At 69.4% G+C, this 15,635-nt stretch carries 11 protein-coding genes; 8 read left to right on the top strand and 3 right to left on the bottom strand.

Going from position 1 to position 15,635, the window contains the following annotated elements; genetic code table 11:
* Positions 1 to 127: 127 nt before the first annotated feature.
* The 3 genes from ICC28_RS35315 to ICC28_RS35325 all read left to right on the top strand — a co-directional run bounded on the left by ICC28_RS35315 (position 128) and on the right by ICC28_RS35325 (position 5,334).
* Positions 128 to 2,092 carry an IucA/IucC family protein gene (locus ICC28_RS35315; protein ID WP_188292902.1) on the top strand — a complete coding sequence of 655 codons (1,965 nt, stop codon included), beginning with the start codon at positions 128 to 130 and terminating at the stop codon, positions 2,090 to 2,092.
* A 116-nt stretch (positions 2,093 to 2,208) separates the two neighbouring features.
* Positions 2,209 to 3,012 carry a GNAT family N-acetyltransferase gene (locus ICC28_RS35320; RefSeq protein ID WP_188292903.1) on the top strand — a complete coding sequence of 268 codons (804 nt, stop codon included), beginning with the start codon at positions 2,209 to 2,211 and terminating at the stop codon, positions 3,010 to 3,012.
* Positions 3,013 to 3,345: 333 nt separating this feature from the next.
* Positions 3,346 to 5,334 carry an ATP-dependent DNA helicase gene (locus ICC28_RS35325; RefSeq protein WP_188292904.1) on the top strand — a complete coding sequence of 663 codons (1,989 nt, stop codon included), beginning with the start codon at positions 3,346 to 3,348 and terminating at the stop codon, positions 5,332 to 5,334.
* A gap of 148 nt (positions 5,335 to 5,482) precedes the next feature.
* On the opposite strand, the gene lexA is transcribed toward ICC28_RS35325, so the two are convergent.
* A complete protein-coding gene (gene lexA / locus ICC28_RS35330; protein WP_093720509.1) occupies positions 5,483 to 6,262 on the bottom strand; it encodes a transcriptional repressor LexA in 780 nt (259 codons plus the stop codon).
* A gap of 576 nt (positions 6,263 to 6,838) precedes the next feature.
* On the opposite strand from lexA, the gene nrdR reads away from it, so the two are divergent.
* Together nrdR and ICC28_RS35340 are read left to right on the top strand one after the other, a co-directional pair.
* On the top strand, positions 6,839 to 7,399 hold the full coding sequence (gene nrdR / locus ICC28_RS35335) for a transcriptional regulator NrdR (protein WP_188292905.1): 561 nt from the start codon (positions 6,839 to 6,841) through the stop codon (positions 7,397 to 7,399).
* A gap of 162 nt (positions 7,400 to 7,561) precedes the next feature.
* Positions 7,562 to 10,459: a vitamin B12-dependent ribonucleotide reductase gene (locus ICC28_RS35340; RefSeq protein WP_188292906.1), complete on the top strand. Its 2,898-nt coding sequence runs from the start codon at positions 7,562 to 7,564 to the stop codon at positions 10,457 to 10,459.
* Between the two features lie 105 nt (positions 10,460 to 10,564).
* Here ICC28_RS35340 and ICC28_RS35345 read toward each other — a convergent pair whose 3' ends face one another.
* On the bottom strand, positions 10,565 to 11,098 hold the full coding sequence (locus ICC28_RS35345; RefSeq protein ID WP_188292930.1) for a TerD family protein: 534 nt from the start codon (positions 11,096 to 11,098) through the stop codon (positions 10,565 to 10,567).
* Positions 11,099 to 11,252: 154 nt separating this feature from the next.
* On the opposite strand from ICC28_RS35345, the gene ICC28_RS35350 reads away from it, so the two are divergent.
* The 3 genes from ICC28_RS35350 to ICC28_RS35360 all read left to right on the top strand — a co-directional run bounded on the left by ICC28_RS35350 (position 11,253) and on the right by ICC28_RS35360 (position 13,553).
* Positions 11,253 to 11,858, top strand: a complete 606-nt coding sequence (locus tag ICC28_RS35350; RefSeq protein ID WP_188292907.1) for a YdbC family protein — start codon at positions 11,253 to 11,255, stop codon at positions 11,856 to 11,858.
* A gap of 111 nt (positions 11,859 to 11,969) precedes the next feature.
* Positions 11,970 to 12,629 (top strand): histidine phosphatase family protein, encoded by a 660-nt coding sequence (locus ICC28_RS35355; protein WP_188292908.1) that lies wholly within the window; start codon positions 11,970 to 11,972, stop codon positions 12,627 to 12,629.
* Positions 12,630 to 12,641: 12 nt separating this feature from the next.
* Entirely contained in the window at positions 12,642 to 13,553 is a 912-nt protein-coding gene (locus ICC28_RS35360; protein ID WP_188292909.1) for an ADP-ribosylglycohydrolase family protein, read from the top strand.
* 385 nt (positions 13,554 to 13,938) lie between these two features.
* Here ICC28_RS35360 and ICC28_RS35365 read toward each other — a convergent pair whose 3' ends face one another.
* Positions 13,939 to 15,486, bottom strand: coding sequence for an MFS transporter (locus ICC28_RS35365; RefSeq protein WP_188292910.1), 1,548 nt, complete (start codon positions 15,484 to 15,486; stop codon positions 13,939 to 13,941).
* Positions 15,487 to 15,635 lie beyond the last annotated feature (149 nt).

The following is a 15,635-nucleotide window of genomic DNA, read 5'->3' on the forward strand; positions in this document are numbered from 1 at the left end:
GCGGGCGAGGGAGGCGGAGTCCGCCGTACGGCGAGAGACGACGGAGCGTTCGGTGAGGGGAGCGCGCGCGGATGCTGATGCAGCACCAGGGAGTGCGCCCTCGTGGGGAGGCGCAGAGAGCGCTCCGATGCCCGGAGCGACGGGACGCGCACCGTCACACGAAGCGGTACCTCCGAGCCGTCCGGAGCGTACTCCGGCGCAGGGCGGCGCCCCGGACGTGGAGCGAGTCCGCCGCCCCTCGGGCGGCCCCCCGGCGTTTGCCGACCCGTACAGCGCAGCTCAGGCCGCCGCGGTGGACAACCTGCTCCGCTGCTGGGTGAGAGAAGCGAACCTTCCCGCTCCCTCCGACGGAACCCTCCGCATCCCCCTCCCCGCCAGCGGCACAGCCCTGCTCGCCCCGGTCCGCTACTGGTCCCCGACGGGCTGGCACCAGTTCGGCCCCCCGCTACTGGCCGACGCACCCGAGCAGTCCCCGTCGGCCGACGCGACGACGATCGCCGCTCTGCTCGCCCGAGAAACAGCCGGCGGGAGTGATGCAGCGGCAACCCCCGCCTCCCGGCCCGCCCACTCCTCGGGAGCGACCGGCGCGCCGGTGAACGCAGGTCCTGCTCCCGCCCATCGAGCCGACCTCGTCGCCCGGGTCGCCGACTCCGTCCGCCGAACCGCCGTGTTCATCAGCGAACGCCGGAACCGCCCCGCCGACGGGCCCGACCTCTTCCTGAACGCCGAGCAGGCTCTCGTCCTGGGCCACCCTCTGCACCCGGCCCCGAAAAGCCGCGAAGGCATCTCCGAGTCCGAAGCACCGCTGTACTCACCTGAGTTGCGCGGCTCCTTTCCCCTGCACTGGATCGCCGTAGCTCCCGCCGTGCTCGCCACCGACTCGGCGTGGACCGAACGCGGCCGACGCATCGCCGCACCCCAGCTCACCACCCGCCTCGCCGGCCCCGATCTACCGTTGCCCGACACATACGCGGCCCTCCCTGTGCACCCCTGGCAGATGCGTGAGGTCCGCCACCGGCCCGCGGTCGCCGCCCTGTTCGACGCAGGGTTGCTTCGAGACCTCGGTCCCCATGGCGTCCCGTGGCACCCCACCTCCTCGGTACGCACCGTCCACCGGTCCGGTGCACCCGCGATGCTCAAGCTGTCGCTGGGCCTGCGTATCACCAACTCCCGTAGAGAGAACCTCCGCAAGGAACTGCACCGCGGTGTCGAGGTGCACCGGCTGCTGCGCAGTGGCCTGTCCAGGCGCTGGCAGGCCGCCCATCCGGGGTTCGACATCGTCCGCGACCCGGCCTGGCTCGCCGTGGACGGACCGGAGGGCGGGCCGCTGCCCGGACTCGACGTGATGATCCGGCACAACCCGTTCGACCCCGCCGACGACGTGTCCTGTGTCGCCGGGCTCGCCGCGCCCCGCCCGTACACCGCCGAGTCGGCCAGGAGCGGGAAGAATCGCCGTCCGGCGGCGCTTACCGTGCGCTCCCGCCTCGCCGACGTCGTCACCCGTCTCGCCGGGCGAACCGGTCGGCCCCGAGGCGCCGTGGCCGCCGAGTGGTTCCTGCGCTACCTCGAACAGGTCGTCAGGCCCGTGCTCTGGCTGGACGCGGAGGCGGGCATCGCGCTGGAGGCCCACCAGCAGAACACGCTGCTCGTGCTGGACGCCGACGGCTGGCCCGCCGGCGGTCGCTACCGCGACAACCAGGGCTACTACTTCCGTGAGTCCCGACGCGAGGAACTCGACGCCCTCCTGCCCGGTATCGGTGAGCACAGCGACACCTTCGTCCCCGACGAGGTCACCGACGAGCGCTTCGCCTACTACCTCGGTATCAACAACGTGCTCGGCCTCATCGGCGCGTTCGGCTCCCAGGGCCTCGCCGACGAACGGCTGCTGCTCGCGGCCTTCCGGCGCTTCCTGGGCGACGTGGCTTCCGGCCCGGGCCGACTGAGCACCCCACTGCCCACCCTTCTGCTCGACTCGCCTGTCCTGCGCTGCAAAGCCAACCTCCTCACCCGCTTGCACGGCCTCGACGAACTCGTCGGCCCGGTCGACACGCAGTCCGTCTACGTCACCATGGCCAACCCACTCCATTCCTGAACGCCGTTCGTGAACCTGGCCCCAGCCTCCGACCACCCGTCCCGCTTCATCTCATCCCAACTCCCTTCATTGCTTGAGGAACATGACCCACCCCGCCTCCTGAGAGGAGCGTCGCCGTGCCTCCCGCCGATGCAAGTGCCGACGCCGGTATTGGTATTGACCCCGCCGCCTCTGCCGGCGCCGACACGCACCCTCGTACCGGCTCCCCCGGGGACGGCGAGGACACGCTGGACCTGCGTCTGCCCGCCGAACTTCTCGCGCTGTTGGCCACGACGGAGGCGGGCACCCACGGGAAAGGCAGCGAAGGCGACGGTCCCGTCCCGCCCGCTGCCGTCCGTACTGTCGGCGACGACCTGCTCGACAGCGTCGGCGACTGGGGTCCCATCGCCACGGCCGTGGGCGTGTTCCACCTCGTCCCGGTGCGCATCGAACGGGATCTCCCCCTCATCAGCGGCTGGATGAACGACCCCGCCGTCGCCGCCTTCTGGGAGCTGGCCGGCCCCCGGAGCGTGACCGAACAGCACGTACGCTCGCAACTCGCCGGCGACGGACGCAGCATGCCCTGCATGGGCGTGCTGGAGGGCACGCCGATGAGCTACTGGGAGATCTACCGGGCAGACCTCGACCCGCTGGCCCGCCACTGTCCCGCCCGACCTCACGACACCGGTATCCACCTCCTCATCGGCCATGCCGCCGACCGAGGACGAGGCCTGGGCACGGCTCTTCTCCGAGCCGTCGCCGACCTCGTACTCGACAGACGCCCCGCCTGTGCGCGCGTCGTCGCGGAACCCGACATCCGCAACACCCCCTCCGTCTCCGCCTTCCTGAGCGCCGGCTTCAGGTTCTCCGCCGAGGTGGACCTGCCCGCCAAGCGGGCCGCCCTCATGGTCAGAGACCGGTCCTTGCGCGATCTGCTGTGACGCCGTGCGACGACATCGTCATTTCTGGTACACCGCTCGGGCCGCGCAGGTTCCCGTTCGCGGCGAACAAATTTCAGGGCGAGTGGAGCGAGGGCGGGGGGAGTCGCGTGGGCCGGAAGCACACCGGGCCGGGCCAGGCCGTTCCGACGCGATCCGCCTCGATTCGATCCGCCCTGACGCGGCATCCCACCCCAACACCTCACACCTCACACCTCACCCCTCACGCCTCCCCTTTTCCGCCCCCACCGCCCGAGGACGTCCGGTCTTGATCCAGACCGCCGCCACCCCCGTGATCACCCGTTTGTCAGTGCCGGGCCGTAGGGTGGTCGCGCTATGACGAAGCCCTCACTCCCCGAACTCCTGCATGCTGCCGTCACTGCTGTCGGCGGTACGGAGCGCCCCGGCCAGGTGACCATGGCCGAAGCCGTCGCGGAGGCGATCGACGACGGTTCCCACCTGCTCGTCCAGGCAGGCACCGGTACCGGAAAGTCGCTCGGCTACCTCGTGCCCGCGCTCGCGCACGGGGAGCGCGTAGTCGTTGCGACGGCCACGCTGGCCCTGCAGCGCCAGCTCGTGGAGCGCGACCTGCCGCGTACGGTCGACGCGCTCCACCCGCTGCTGCGCCGCCGCCCGGAGTTCGCCATGCTCAAGGGCAGATCGAACTACCTGTGTCTGCACCGTCTCCACGAGGGCGTGCCGCAGGACGAGGAAGAGGGGCTGTTCGACCAGTTCGAGGCGGCCGCGCCCACCAGCAAGCTGGGCCAGGACCTGCTGCGGCTGCGCGACTGGTCGGACGAGACGGAGACCGGCGACCGCGACGACCTCACGCCCGGTGTCTCCGACCGTGCCTGGGCCCAGGTCTCCGTCTCCTCGCGGGAGTGCCTGGGCGCCACGAAATGCGCGTACGGGGCCGAGTGCTTCGCCGAGATGGCCCGCGAGCGTGCCAAGCTCGCAGAGGTCGTCGTGACGAACCACGCGCTGCTCGCGATCGACGCCATCGAGGGCGCCCCGGTCCTGCCGCAGCACGAGGTGCTCATCGTCGACGAGGCCCACGAGCTGGTCTCCCGGGTCACCGGCGTCGCCACCGGCGAGCTCACTCCGGGCCAGGTCAACCGTGCCGTGCGCCGCGCGGCCAAGTTGGTCAACGAGAAGGCCGCCGACCAGCTCCAGACCGCCGCCGAGGGCTTCGAGCGGCTGATGGAGCTGGCTCTGCCCGGCCGCTTGGAGGAGATCCCCGAGGATCTCGGCTACGCGCTGATGGCCTTGCGCGACGCCTGCCGCACGGTGATCTCCGCGATCGGGGCGACCCGTGACAAGTCGGTGCAGGACGAGGACGCGGTCCGCAAGCAGGCGCTGGCTTCCGTGGAGACCGTGCACGATGTGGCGGAGCGGATCACGAACGGCTCCGAGTGGGACGTCGTCTGGTACGAGCGGCACGACCGCTTCGGCGCCTCCCTCCGCGTCGCCCCCATGTCGGTTTCGGGGCTGCTGCGCGAGAAGCTGTTCACAGACCGTTCGGTGACCCTGACCTCCGCGACGCTGAAGCTGGGCGGCGACTTCAACGGCGTCGGCGCCTCCCTGGGACTCGCTCCCGAAGGCACCGAGGGCGACGACGTTCCGCAGTGGAAGGGCGTCGACGTCGGCTCGCCCTTCGACTATCCGAAGCAGGGCATCCTGTACGTCGCCAAGCATCTGTCGCGACCCGCGCGGGACGGCGACCGGGCGGACATGCTGGATGAGCTCACCGAGCTGATCCAGGCGGCCGGGGGCCGTACGCTCGGGCTGTTCTCCTCGATGCGGGCCGCCCAGCTCGCCGCCGAGGAGCTGCGCTCCCGCATCCCCGAGTTCCCGATCCTCCTTCAGGGCGAGGAGACGCTCGGCGAGCTGATCAAGAGCTTCGCGGCCGACCCGAGGACCTGTCTCTTCGGCACGCTCTCGCTCTGGCAGGGCGTTGATGTGCCCGGACCCAGCTGCCAACTCGTCGTCATGGACAAGATTCCGTTCCCGCGCCCCGACGATCCGCTGATGAGCGCTCGCCAGAAGGCGGTGGAGGACGCCGGAGGCAACGGTTTCATGGCGGTGGCGGCGACCCACGCGGCGCTGCTCATGGCCCAGGGCGCCGGTCGCCTCGTCCGCGCCTCGGGGGACCGCGGCGTGGTCGCCGTACTGGACCAGCGACTGGCCACGGCTCGGTACGGGAGCTATCTGAAGGCGTCACTGCCCGACTTCTGGTACACCACGGACCGTCAGCAGGTCCGCAGGTCGCTGGCGGCGATCGACGCGGCAGCGAAGCAGGCGGAAACGCAGGCCGGAGACGAGTGAGCGGTGGTGGGCCCCTCCCGGCCCCGGGAGGGGCCCACCACCGCTCAGCAGCGGCCTGTCATCTCAGGCCGGACAGCGCAGGGCCCCGGAACCGGCGCAGGGGTTCCGGGGCCCGGTCGGATGGGCGAGCCTGCCGCGCGCGTTGCGCTCAGACGCGCCGCAGCACCGCGACCACCTTGCCGAGGATGGTCGCGTCGTCGCCGGGGATCGGCTCGTAGGCCGAGTTGTGCGGGAGGAGCCAGACGTGGCCGTCCTCGCGCTTGAAGCGCTTGACCGTGGCCTCGCCGTCGAGCATCGCGGCCACGATGTCGCCGTTCTCGGCGACCGGCTGGCGGCGGACCGTGACCCAGTCGCCGTCACAGATCGCGGCCTCGATCATCGAGTCGCCGACGACCTTCAGGACGAACAGCTCGCCGTCGCCGACGAGCTGCCGGGGGAGAGGAAAGACGTCCTCGACGGACTCCTCCGCGAGGATGGGGCCACCGGCGGCGATGCGGCCGACCAGCGGGACGTACGACGCGGCAGGCTTGCCGGCGGTGTCCGTGGGCTGCACGGAGGCTGCCTGGTCCGAGCCGCGCACCTCGTACGCGCGGGGGCGGTGCGGGTCGCGGCGGAGGAAGCCCTTGCGCTCCAGTGCCATGAGCTGGTGTGCGACCGAGGAAGTGCTGGAGAGGCCGACCGCCTGGCCGATCTCGCGCATCGACGGCGGGTAGCCGCGGCGCTGCACGGAGTCCCTGATGACCTCGATGACCCGGCGCTGCCGGTCGGTGAGCCCGGAGCTGTCGGCCCGGATGCCTGGAGGTCGGCCCGGCAGGGAGCGCTTGTGCCCGTCGGGATTCGCGGCTTCGTTCATCGCATGCACCGGCTCAAGTCGGCCCTGGGAGCGGTCCTGGGCAGTGATGGTGGCACTGTCTGCGGTGGTGGTCACGTCGTCGGCCCCTCTCGATGGTCTCCCTGCTGGACAACGGTAGTTGCTTTCGAAAGGTTGCGCCAAACACACGTTCGAGTGAAAAATCGCGCTTCACCTGACGCGATCATGTGTCTGGGTGTATGGCTGACGCGGCGCCTGACGGACAAAAGGGCCTATTGCTGTACTCTTCACCGCCGGGGTGGCGACCTCGCGGCTGCCGCTCCAGTCTGCCATCCGGCGTCCGGCCGACCGGGACCCGACCCTCATCTGTGCGGGAGTCCCACGTCGCCTCCCTGTCGCGCTCACCGTATCTCCGCATGAGCGGCAGCGGTACGGCTGTGCGCCACCGAGTTGCGCCGTGTCGCGGCGGGGCGCCTGTTGCGGAGGCGTCCGCCCGTACGGGCGCGACACGCGCGCGTGGCGTGTATGTATGAGCCAATCCCCACATCTAGTGGTTGGATTGCTGCAGTGGCCCAGAAGTTGTGGTCCCCCGGGTCTTCGGACCCTCGGCGATCGCCTATGCTTGGGGCTGCTTCGAGGGGCCCGTGAGGTCCAGCGAGGCTATTGAGTCTGCTGTGAGGAGGGTTGGAGTCCATGCACTGCCCCTTCTGCAGGCACCCCGACAGCCGTGTGGTCGACAGCCGTACGACCGACGACGGCACGTCGATCCGCAGGCGCCGCCAGTGCCCTGACTGCTCCCGTCGTTTCACGACCGTGGAGACGTGCTCGCTCATGGTGGTGAAGCGGTCCGGAGTCACCGAGCCCTTCAGCCGTACCAAGGTCATCAACGGTGTGCGCAAGGCATGCCAGGGGCGGCCTGTCACCGAGGACGCGCTCGCCCAGCTCGGCCAGCGGGTCGAGGAGGCGGTACGGGCCACCGGCAGCGCCGAGCTGACCACCCACGACGTGGGGCTGGCCATACTCGGCCCGCTGCAGGAGCTCGACCTCGTCGCCTATCTGCGATTCGCCTCCGTCTACCGGGCGTTCGACTCGCTTGAGGACTTCGAGGCCGCCATCGCGGAACTCAGGGAACAGACGGGACGACCCGCCGCGGACGACGAGGACCGTGGAGCGGCTGTCGCGGGGAGCCAGGAAGACGAGCGCGGGTCCGGAGGGACTGCACAGGTCCCCGTGCCCGCCAACGCCGCCGACTGACCGACGGCGGATCCGGGACCAGGACCCCGGGTCCGGCCGCGCGGCGGCGACCGAAGACCTGTTGCGGGCGGCAGCGTGAGGTGCCCGCAACACCAGACAGAACACCGTGCCACGGGAACATCGGGGCACTTCAGGGCGTTTTAGCCCGTACAGGGAGGCGGCATGACAGAGACGGCGAGCGGTCCGGCACGAGGTTCCCGAGCGAAGGGCGCCAAGGCCACCAAGGGCCTGCGTATCGAGCGCATCCACACCACCCCGGGCGTGCACCCGTACGACGAGGTGCAGTGGGAGCGCCGTGACGTCGTCATGACCAACTGGCGCGACGGCTCGGTCAACTTCGAGCAGCGTGGCGTCGAGTTCCCCGACTTCTGGTCGGTGAACGCGGTCAACATCGTCACCAGCAAGTACTTCCGCGGTGCCGTGGGCACCCCGCAGCGCGAGACCGGCCTCAAGCAGCTGATCGACCGCATCGTGAAGACGTACCGGAAGGCCGGCGAGGACTACAAGTACTTCGCCTCGCCCGCCGACGCGGAGATCTTCGAGCACGAGCTGGCGTACGCCCTCCTGCACCAGATCTTCAGCTTCAACAGCCCCGTCTGGTTCAACGTCGGCACGCCCCAGCCCCAGCAGGTCTCCGCCTGCTTCATCCTCGCCGTCGACGACTCCATGGAGTCGATCCTCGACTGGTACAAGGAAGAGGGCATGATCTTCAAGGGCGGCTCCGGCGCCGGCCTGAACCTCTCCCGCATCCGCTCCTCCAAGGAGCTGCTGTCCTCCGGCGGCAACGCCTCCGGCCCGGTCTCCTTCATGCGCGGTGCCGACGCCTCGGCCGGCACCATCAAGTCCGGCGGTGCCACCCGCCGCGCCGCCAAGATGGTCATTCTCGACGTCGACCACCCCGACATCGAGGACTTCATCGAGACCAAGGTGAAGGAAGAGGAGAAGATCCGCGCCCTGCGTGACGCGGGCTTCGACATGGACCTGGGCGGCGACGACATCACGTCCGTCCAGTACCAGAACGCCAACAACTCGGTCCGCGTGAACGACGAGTTCATGAAGGCGGTCGAGCAGGGCGGCAAGTTCGGCCTCCGCGCGCGGATGACCGGCGAGGTCATCGAAGAGGTCGACGCCAAGGCCCTCTTCCGCAAGATGGCCGAGGCCGCCTGGGCCTGCGCCGACCCGGGCATCCAGTACGACGACACCATCAACCACTGGCACACCTGCCCGGAGTCGGGCCGTATCAACGGCTCGAACCCCTGCAGCGAGTACATGCACCTGGACAACACGTCCTGCAACCTCGCCTCGCTGAACCTGATGAAGTTCCTCAAGGACGACGGCAAGGGCAACCAGTCCTTCGACGTCGAGCGCTTCTCCAAGGTCGTCGAGCTCGTCATCACCGCGATGGACATCTCCATCTGCTTCGCGGACTTCCCGACCCAGAAGATCGGCGAGAACACGCGCGCGTTCCGTCAGCTCGGCATCGGCTACGCCAACCTCGGTGCCCTGCTGATGGCGACCGGCCACGCCTACGACTCCGACGGCGGCCGTGCCCTCGCCGGCGCCATCACCTCCCTGATGACCGGTACGTCGTACAAGCGCTCCGCCGAGCTCGCCGCGGTCGTCGGCCCGTACGACGGCTACGCCCGCAACGCCCAGCCGCACCTGCGTGTCATGAAGCAGCACGCGGACGAGAACACCAAGGCCGTCCGCATGGACGACCTGGACACGCCGATCTGGGCCGCCGCCACCGAGGCCTGGCAGGACGTGCTCCGTCTCGGCGAGAAGAACGGTTTCCGTAACTCCCAGGCGTCCGTCATCGCCCCGACCGGCACCATCGGTCTGGCGATGTCCTGCGACACCACCGGCCTCGAGCCCGACCTCGCGCTGGTCAAGTTCAAGAAGCTGGTCGGCGGCGGCTCGATGCAGATCGTCAACGGCACCGTCCCGCAGGCCCTGCGCCGCCTGGGCTACCAGGAGGAGCAGATCGAGGCGATCGTCGCCCACATCGCCGAGCACGGCAATGTCGTCGACGCCCCCGGCCTCAAGCACGAGCACTACGAGGTGTTCGACTGCGCCATGGGCGAGCGCTCCATCTCGGCGATGGGCCACGTCCGCATGATGGCCGCGATCCAGCCGTGGATCTCCGGCGCCCTGTCCAAGACGGTCAACATGCCGGAGTCGGCGACCGTCGAGGAGGTCGAGGAGATCTACTTCGAGGCCTGGAAGATGGGCGTCAAGGCGCTCGCGATCTACCGCGACAACTGCAAGGTCGGCCAGCCCCTCTCCGCGAAGACCAAGGAGAAGGAGAAGGCCGAGGTCACGGCGAAGGCCGAGGCGACCATCCGCGAGACGGTCGAGAAGGTCGTCGAGTACCGTCCGGTCCGCAAGCGCCTCCCCAAGGGCCGTCCCGGCATCACGACGTCCTTCACGGTCGGCGGCGCCGAGGGCTACATGACCGCGAACTCCTACCCGGACGACGGTCTCGGCGAGGTCTTCCTGAAGATGTCGAAGCAGGGCTCGACCCTCGCGGGCATGATGGACGCCTTCTCCATCGCCGTCTCTGTCGGCCTCCAGTACGGCGTTCCGCTGGAGACGTACGTCTCGAAGTTCACCAACATGCGCTTCGAGCCGGCCGGTATGACGGACGACCCGGACGTGCGGATGGCCCAGTCGATCGTCGACTACATCTTCCGCCGCCTGGCGCTGGACTTCCTGCCCTTCGAGACGCGCTCCGCGCTCGGCATCCACTCCGCCGAGGAGCGCCAGCGCCACCTGGAGACCGGCTCGTACGAGCAGTCCGACGACGTCGAGGTCGACGTCGAGGGACTGGCGCAGTCGGCGCCCCGCGCCCAGGAGCTGAAGGCCGTCGCCACGCCCAAGGCCGAGGTCGAGGCGGCCAAGCCCGCCCCGAAGCAGGCCCACACCAGCGCCGAGCTGGTGGAGATGCAGCTGGGCATCCAGGCCGACGCCCCGCTCTGCTTCTCCTGCGGTACGAAGATGCAGCGCGCCGGTTCCTGCTACATCTGCGAGGGCTGCGGCTCGACCAGCGGCTGCAGCTGACCGTCGGGCCGGGGGTCACCCCGCCTGACGGGTAGTCCCTGACGAGGAGGGGCGCCGACACTCGGTCGGCGCCCCTCTCTGTCGTAGCCGTCGGCAGCGCCCGGGTCAGGGCTGGTGCGTCCTGCCCATGGTCTGCGTGAAGGTCGCGGGGTCGCCCTCGAAACCGTGCACACCGGGGTGGAAGTCCCAGCTGCCGTCCTCCTGCCGCTCGAACTCCGCCACCGTGGCCGCCGTAGCGCCGAGGACGCTGCCGAAGTCGTCCGTGGCCAGTTCGGTGTAGCCCTCGCGGATACGCAGTCCCGGATTGGCCACGCCGACGAACGTACGTGAGGCGGAGCGCTGCTGGATGATGACACCGACCACCACGCGCGCGTACCGGCTGTCGAGCCGGTTGAGTTCCACCGTCATGATCTCGTCCCAGCCGAAGCCCTTGCCGTCGTGGCTGTCGCGGTTGAGATAGATGGTGCCGTCGGGGGAGCGGCTGTCGAAGTGCACCACGAAGGCCGGGGTGCCGTACGGATCGCTCGCCAGGTATGTCGCCGCGACGAGGTCCAGGTCGGTCGGCGGCTGTCCCGCGGGACTGGGGTCCCATCTGAGCGCGATCTCGACCTTCCGGATCCCCTTGTTGAGGCCGTTCACCAGATCCCCTTCCCCGTTCGCCAGGTGCTCGTGGCCTGAACTGCCGGGCAGACCAGGCCGATTGTCCATCCTGCCACGCACGCGCGTGCCTGCGCGGCAGAGCTGTCCGCGCGAGGGTGACCGACGCCACGCTCCGTGGCCTTACCATGGCGCGGTGCTGGTCAAGTGGATTCGCTGCACCGTGGTGGACCGCCGCGGTTTCGAGCGGGGGCAGCGAAAGTGGGCGGGGCTTCTGGGGGAGCCGGGGTTTCGGGGACAGGGAGGCGGCTGGAGCCGGGGGCGGCCCGGAGTGGCGCACATCTTCGCCTTCTGGGAGAGCCGTGCCTTCTACGACTCCTTCATGGCGCGTTCCCACGACCGGCTGGCGGCGTCGCAGTCCGGGACGTTCAAGGACGCGCAGGTCAAACTGTTCGATCACCGTTTCGACGTGAAGACCGGTTTCGAGCCGCGCTTCACCGACGCCGACCTGCTGCGGGTCGCGCACTGCCGGGTGCACGAGGAGCGGGCCGAGCACTTCACCCTCATGCAGGAGAAGGTCTGGAACCCCGCGATGGCCGGTTCGCCCGGCATGGTCCGCGGGCTGTTCGGCGAGGCGCCGGGCCACGAGTTCCTGGTGCTGTCGATGTGGCTCTCGGCAGCCGAGCACGGCAAGTACCGGACCGAGCGGGTGGAGCGACTGGCCCTGCGAGCCCAGACGGAAGCCGACGTCGCCTCCCTTACGGGGGACATCGTGGACCTGGAGTCCACCTGGACGGTTTGACCCGGGAACGGGGCCGCCGGGTGTGGCCCCTGGTGCAGGAATTGTGTGACCTACGCCGTATGGAGCCCGTACGGGTGCTCGAAGGGGCGTCAACCGATCTAGGGTCTTGGCATGGCACGACCACGGCGCATCGTCCTTGTCCGGCACGGAGAGTCAACGGGCAATGTTGATGACAGCGTGTACGAGCGCGAACCCGACCACGCGCTGGCCCTGACCGAACGGGGCTGGCGGCAGGCAGAGGAGACGGGCAAGGGGCTGCGCGAGCTGTTCGGCCACGAGCGCGTCAGTGTGTACGTCTCCCCCTACCGCCGTACGCACGAGACGCTGCGCGCCTTCCACCTCGACCCCGAGCTCATACGCGTGCGGGAGGAGCCCCGCCTGCGCGAGCAGGACTGGGGGAACTGGCAGGACCGCGACGACGTACGTCTTCAGAAGGCCTACCGCGACGCCTACGGACACTTCTTCTACCGCTTCGCCCAGGGCGAGTCCGGCGCCGACGTCTACGACCGGGTCGGCGGCTTCCTGGAGAGCCTGTACCGCAGCTTCGAGGCCCCCGACCATCCGCCGAACGTGCTGCTGGTGACACACGGACTGGCGATGCGGCTGTTCTGCATGCGCTGGTTCCACTGGACGGTCGCGGAATTCGAGTCGCTGTCGAATCCCGGGAACGCGGAGGTGCGGATGCTCGTTCTCGGGGACAACGGCAAGTACGCGCTTGACCGGCCTTTCGAACGCTGGCGAGATCCGGAACCGTACGGAATCACCGGATAGAGTGGCAGAGCGATGACCGCTGATTCCTCCCCCGACGGGCGCCTGGACCGCGCCCTCGCCAGCCTGCGCGGACTGTCGGTGGGCGACGCGCTGGGCTCACAGTTCTTCGTCCCGGTGAACTACCCGCTGCTGAAGCGCCGTGAGCTGCCGGACGGCCCCTGGCAGTGGACGGACGACACGGAAATGGCCTGTTCCGTGGTCGCGGTCCTGGCCGCCCACCACCGCATCGACCAGGACGCGCTCGCCCTCTCCTTCGCCGAGCACCACGACTTCGACCGGGGCTACGGCCCCGCCGTGAACCGCCTGCTGCGGCTGGTCAGGGAGGGTGGCGACTGGCGCGAGCTCGCCGCAGGGCTCTTCAAGGGCCAGGGATCCTGGGGCAACGGCGCGGCGATGCGGATCGCCCCGCTGGGTGCCTGGTACGCGGACGATCCGGAGCAGGCGACCCACCAGGCCGAGATCTCCGCCTACCCCACCCACCAGCACCGAGAGGGCGTCGTGGGTGCCATGGCCGTCGCCGCGGCTGCGGCGCTGGCCGGCGCTCCCGGCGGTCCGCCCAGTGCCGGTGAACTCCTCGACGGCGTGATCGCACTCGTCCCCAAGAGCGCCGTCGGCGCGGGCCTGCGCAGGGCCCGCGACATGCTGGACTACGGTGATGCCGGCACCGTCGCGGCGGTGCTGGGGTGCGGACGACGGACGACGGCCCACGACACCGTGCCCTTCGCCCTCTGGTCCGCCGCGCGTGCCCTCGGTGACTACGAAGAGGCATTCTGGACGACCGCGCAGGCCGGGGGCGACGTGGACACCACGTGCGCCATCGTGGGCGGGGTGCTCGCCGCCGCAAAGAACGGCGTGCCGCCGACGGCATGGGTGGAGCGGACCGAGGCTCTCCCGGAGTGGACCACGGGTGGGTGCGGTGGCTAGCGGAGTTTCCGCTGTTGCGTGACGGCTCCTGGCCCCAGGGTTCCGGCTCGCGGGCGCTGCCCCGTGATCCTTGATCGCCGCAGCGCGACCTCGTCCTCAGTACGCGGTCGGAGCGCCCTTCTCGGCGGAAACTCTCCGTACATATTGGGAACTCTGCGTGACCGTGCGCTCGTTCTCGTGACATGCGCCGTGTGATGCAGGGGCTCACACGGACAGACTTCGCGGGAGGGGGCAGGCGGTGGACGTGCGCGTGGGGCTGGGCCTGTTTCTTGCGTGGGTGGCTTTCGTGCGGGTGCGGTGGGCGCGGATGACCGGGCCGTCGCCCTCGCCGTCGGTTCCCCGGGCGAGGCCTGGCCATCCGCGGTCCTGTGACAGTCCGGCCGGATCAACCGGCCATGGGACCCGCTGTACCCGACAGGGCTTCCAGGTCGCTCTTGCGGACCCGGATCACCAACCAGGCGGTGGCGAGGGCGAGGACGCCCATGGCGGCAGCCGCCACAAAGCCCGTCGAGATGCCCTGGGTGAGCACCTCGTGCCCCCAGGGGCCGGGCAGTTGCTGGGTCTGGGCGAACTCCGCCTTCTGCTCCGGGGAGGCGTCCGCCATGAACTTCGGGACTTGCTTCTCCGCCTCGTCCCTGCTGGCCGAGCCGAACACCGTCGTAAGGATCGAGAGGCCCAGCGAGCCGCCCACCTGCTGGGTGGCGTTCAGCAGTCCGGACGCCGCGCCGGCCTCGTGCTGGGCGACTCCGGAGACCGCGGTGATCGTCAGGGTCACGAAGTTCAGCCCCATGCCGAAACCGAACAGCAGCATCGGTCCCAGAACGCCGCCCACGTACGTGCTGTCGGAGCTGATCAACGACTGCCAGGCCAGTCCGAGCGCTGTCAGGGTCGAGCCGGCGATCATGAAGGGCTTGGGTCCGAGCACCGGCAGGAAACGCTGCGACAGTCCCGCGCCAAGGGCGATCACGACGGTGACCGGCAGGAAGGCGAGGCCCGCCTCGATCGGGCTGTACTCCAGCACGTTCTGCACGAAGAGAACGATGTAGAAGAACATGCCGAACATCGCCGCGGCCAGACTCAGCATGATCACGTACGTGCCGGAGCGGTTGCGGTCGGCGAACATCCTCAGCGGGGTGATCGGCTCTTTGGCTCGGGACTCGATGAAGGCGAAGGCCAGCAGCAGCACCACCGCGGCGACGAAGGACCCGATGGTCAGAGTGTCCCGCCAGCCCTCGTCCGCCGCCCGGATGAACCCGTAGACGAGGGACGCCATGCCGGCCGTCGACGTCAGGGCGCCCGCGATGTCGAAGCGGCCGGAGTGGCGTTCGGACTCGTTGATGTAGAGCGGCGTGAGTACGGCGATCAGGATGCCGATCGGCACGTTGACGAACAGCACCCACCGCCAGTCGAGCCATTCGGTGAGCATGCCGCCGGCGAGCAGGCCGATGGCTCCACCGCCCGCCGACACCGCGGCGAAGACGCCGAAGGCCCGGTTCCGTTCCGGGCCTTCGGGGAACGTGGTGGTGATGAGTGCCAGCGACGTGGGCGACGCGATCGCGCCTCCCACCCCCTGGAGGACGCGTGCAGCCAGCAACTGCCAAGGTTCCTGGGCGAGTCCGCCGAGCAGCGAGGCGAAGGTGAAGAGCAGGATGCCGGTCATGAAGACCCGGCGGCGGCCAAGGATGTCACCTGCGCGGCCACCGAGAAGCAGCAGGCCACCGAAGGTGAGCGTGTAGGAGCTGACGACCCAGGTGAGGTCGGTCGTGCTGAACTTGAGCGCGTCTTGAATGTGCGGGAGTGCGATGTTCACAATCGTCGCGTCGAGTACCACCATGAGTTGGCAGGCCGCGATGACGGTGAGTGCGATGCCGGGGCGTCCCTGTCGGCGGGCCGCACCTGGTTTCTGGTCCTGAATCAACTGAGAGGTTGTCACTATGGGTCCCCCACAAGTGCGTTAGTGAACGCTCGCGTTCACTGTCGCGTCAACGGTAGTGAGTCCCCAGTAGTGAACGCAAGCGTTCACTTAATTTGTTGTCGCGTGGCCTTCCCCCTTTCGCGGCCTCGCGATGTCCGTCCGTTCCC

The sequence above is a fragment of the Streptomyces sp. TRM68416 genome (assembly GCF_014596915.1).
Taxonomy (GTDB): domain Bacteria; phylum Actinomycetota; class Actinomycetes; order Streptomycetales; family Streptomycetaceae; genus Streptomyces.

Excerpts from the sequence above, each read along its gene's own strand:
- ICC28_RS35315 (WP_188292902.1), top strand. The coding sequence starts at position 128 with ATGCCCGGAGCGACGGGACGCGCACCGTCACACGAAGCGGTACCTCCG.
- ICC28_RS35325 (WP_188292904.1), top strand. The coding sequence starts at position 3,346 with ATGACGAAGCCCTCACTCCCCGAACTCCTGCATGCTGCCGTCACTGCT.
- nrdR (WP_188292905.1), top strand. The coding sequence starts at position 6,839 with ATGCACTGCCCCTTCTGCAGGCACCCCGACAGCCGTGTGGTCGACAGC.
- ICC28_RS35340 (WP_188292906.1), top strand. The coding sequence starts at position 7,562 with ATGACAGAGACGGCGAGCGGTCCGGCACGAGGTTCCCGAGCGAAGGGC.
- ICC28_RS35355 (WP_188292908.1), top strand. The coding sequence starts at position 11,970 with ATGGCACGACCACGGCGCATCGTCCTTGTCCGGCACGGAGAGTCAACG.
- ICC28_RS35360 (WP_188292909.1), top strand. The coding sequence starts at position 12,642 with ATGACCGCTGATTCCTCCCCCGACGGGCGCCTGGACCGCGCCCTCGCC.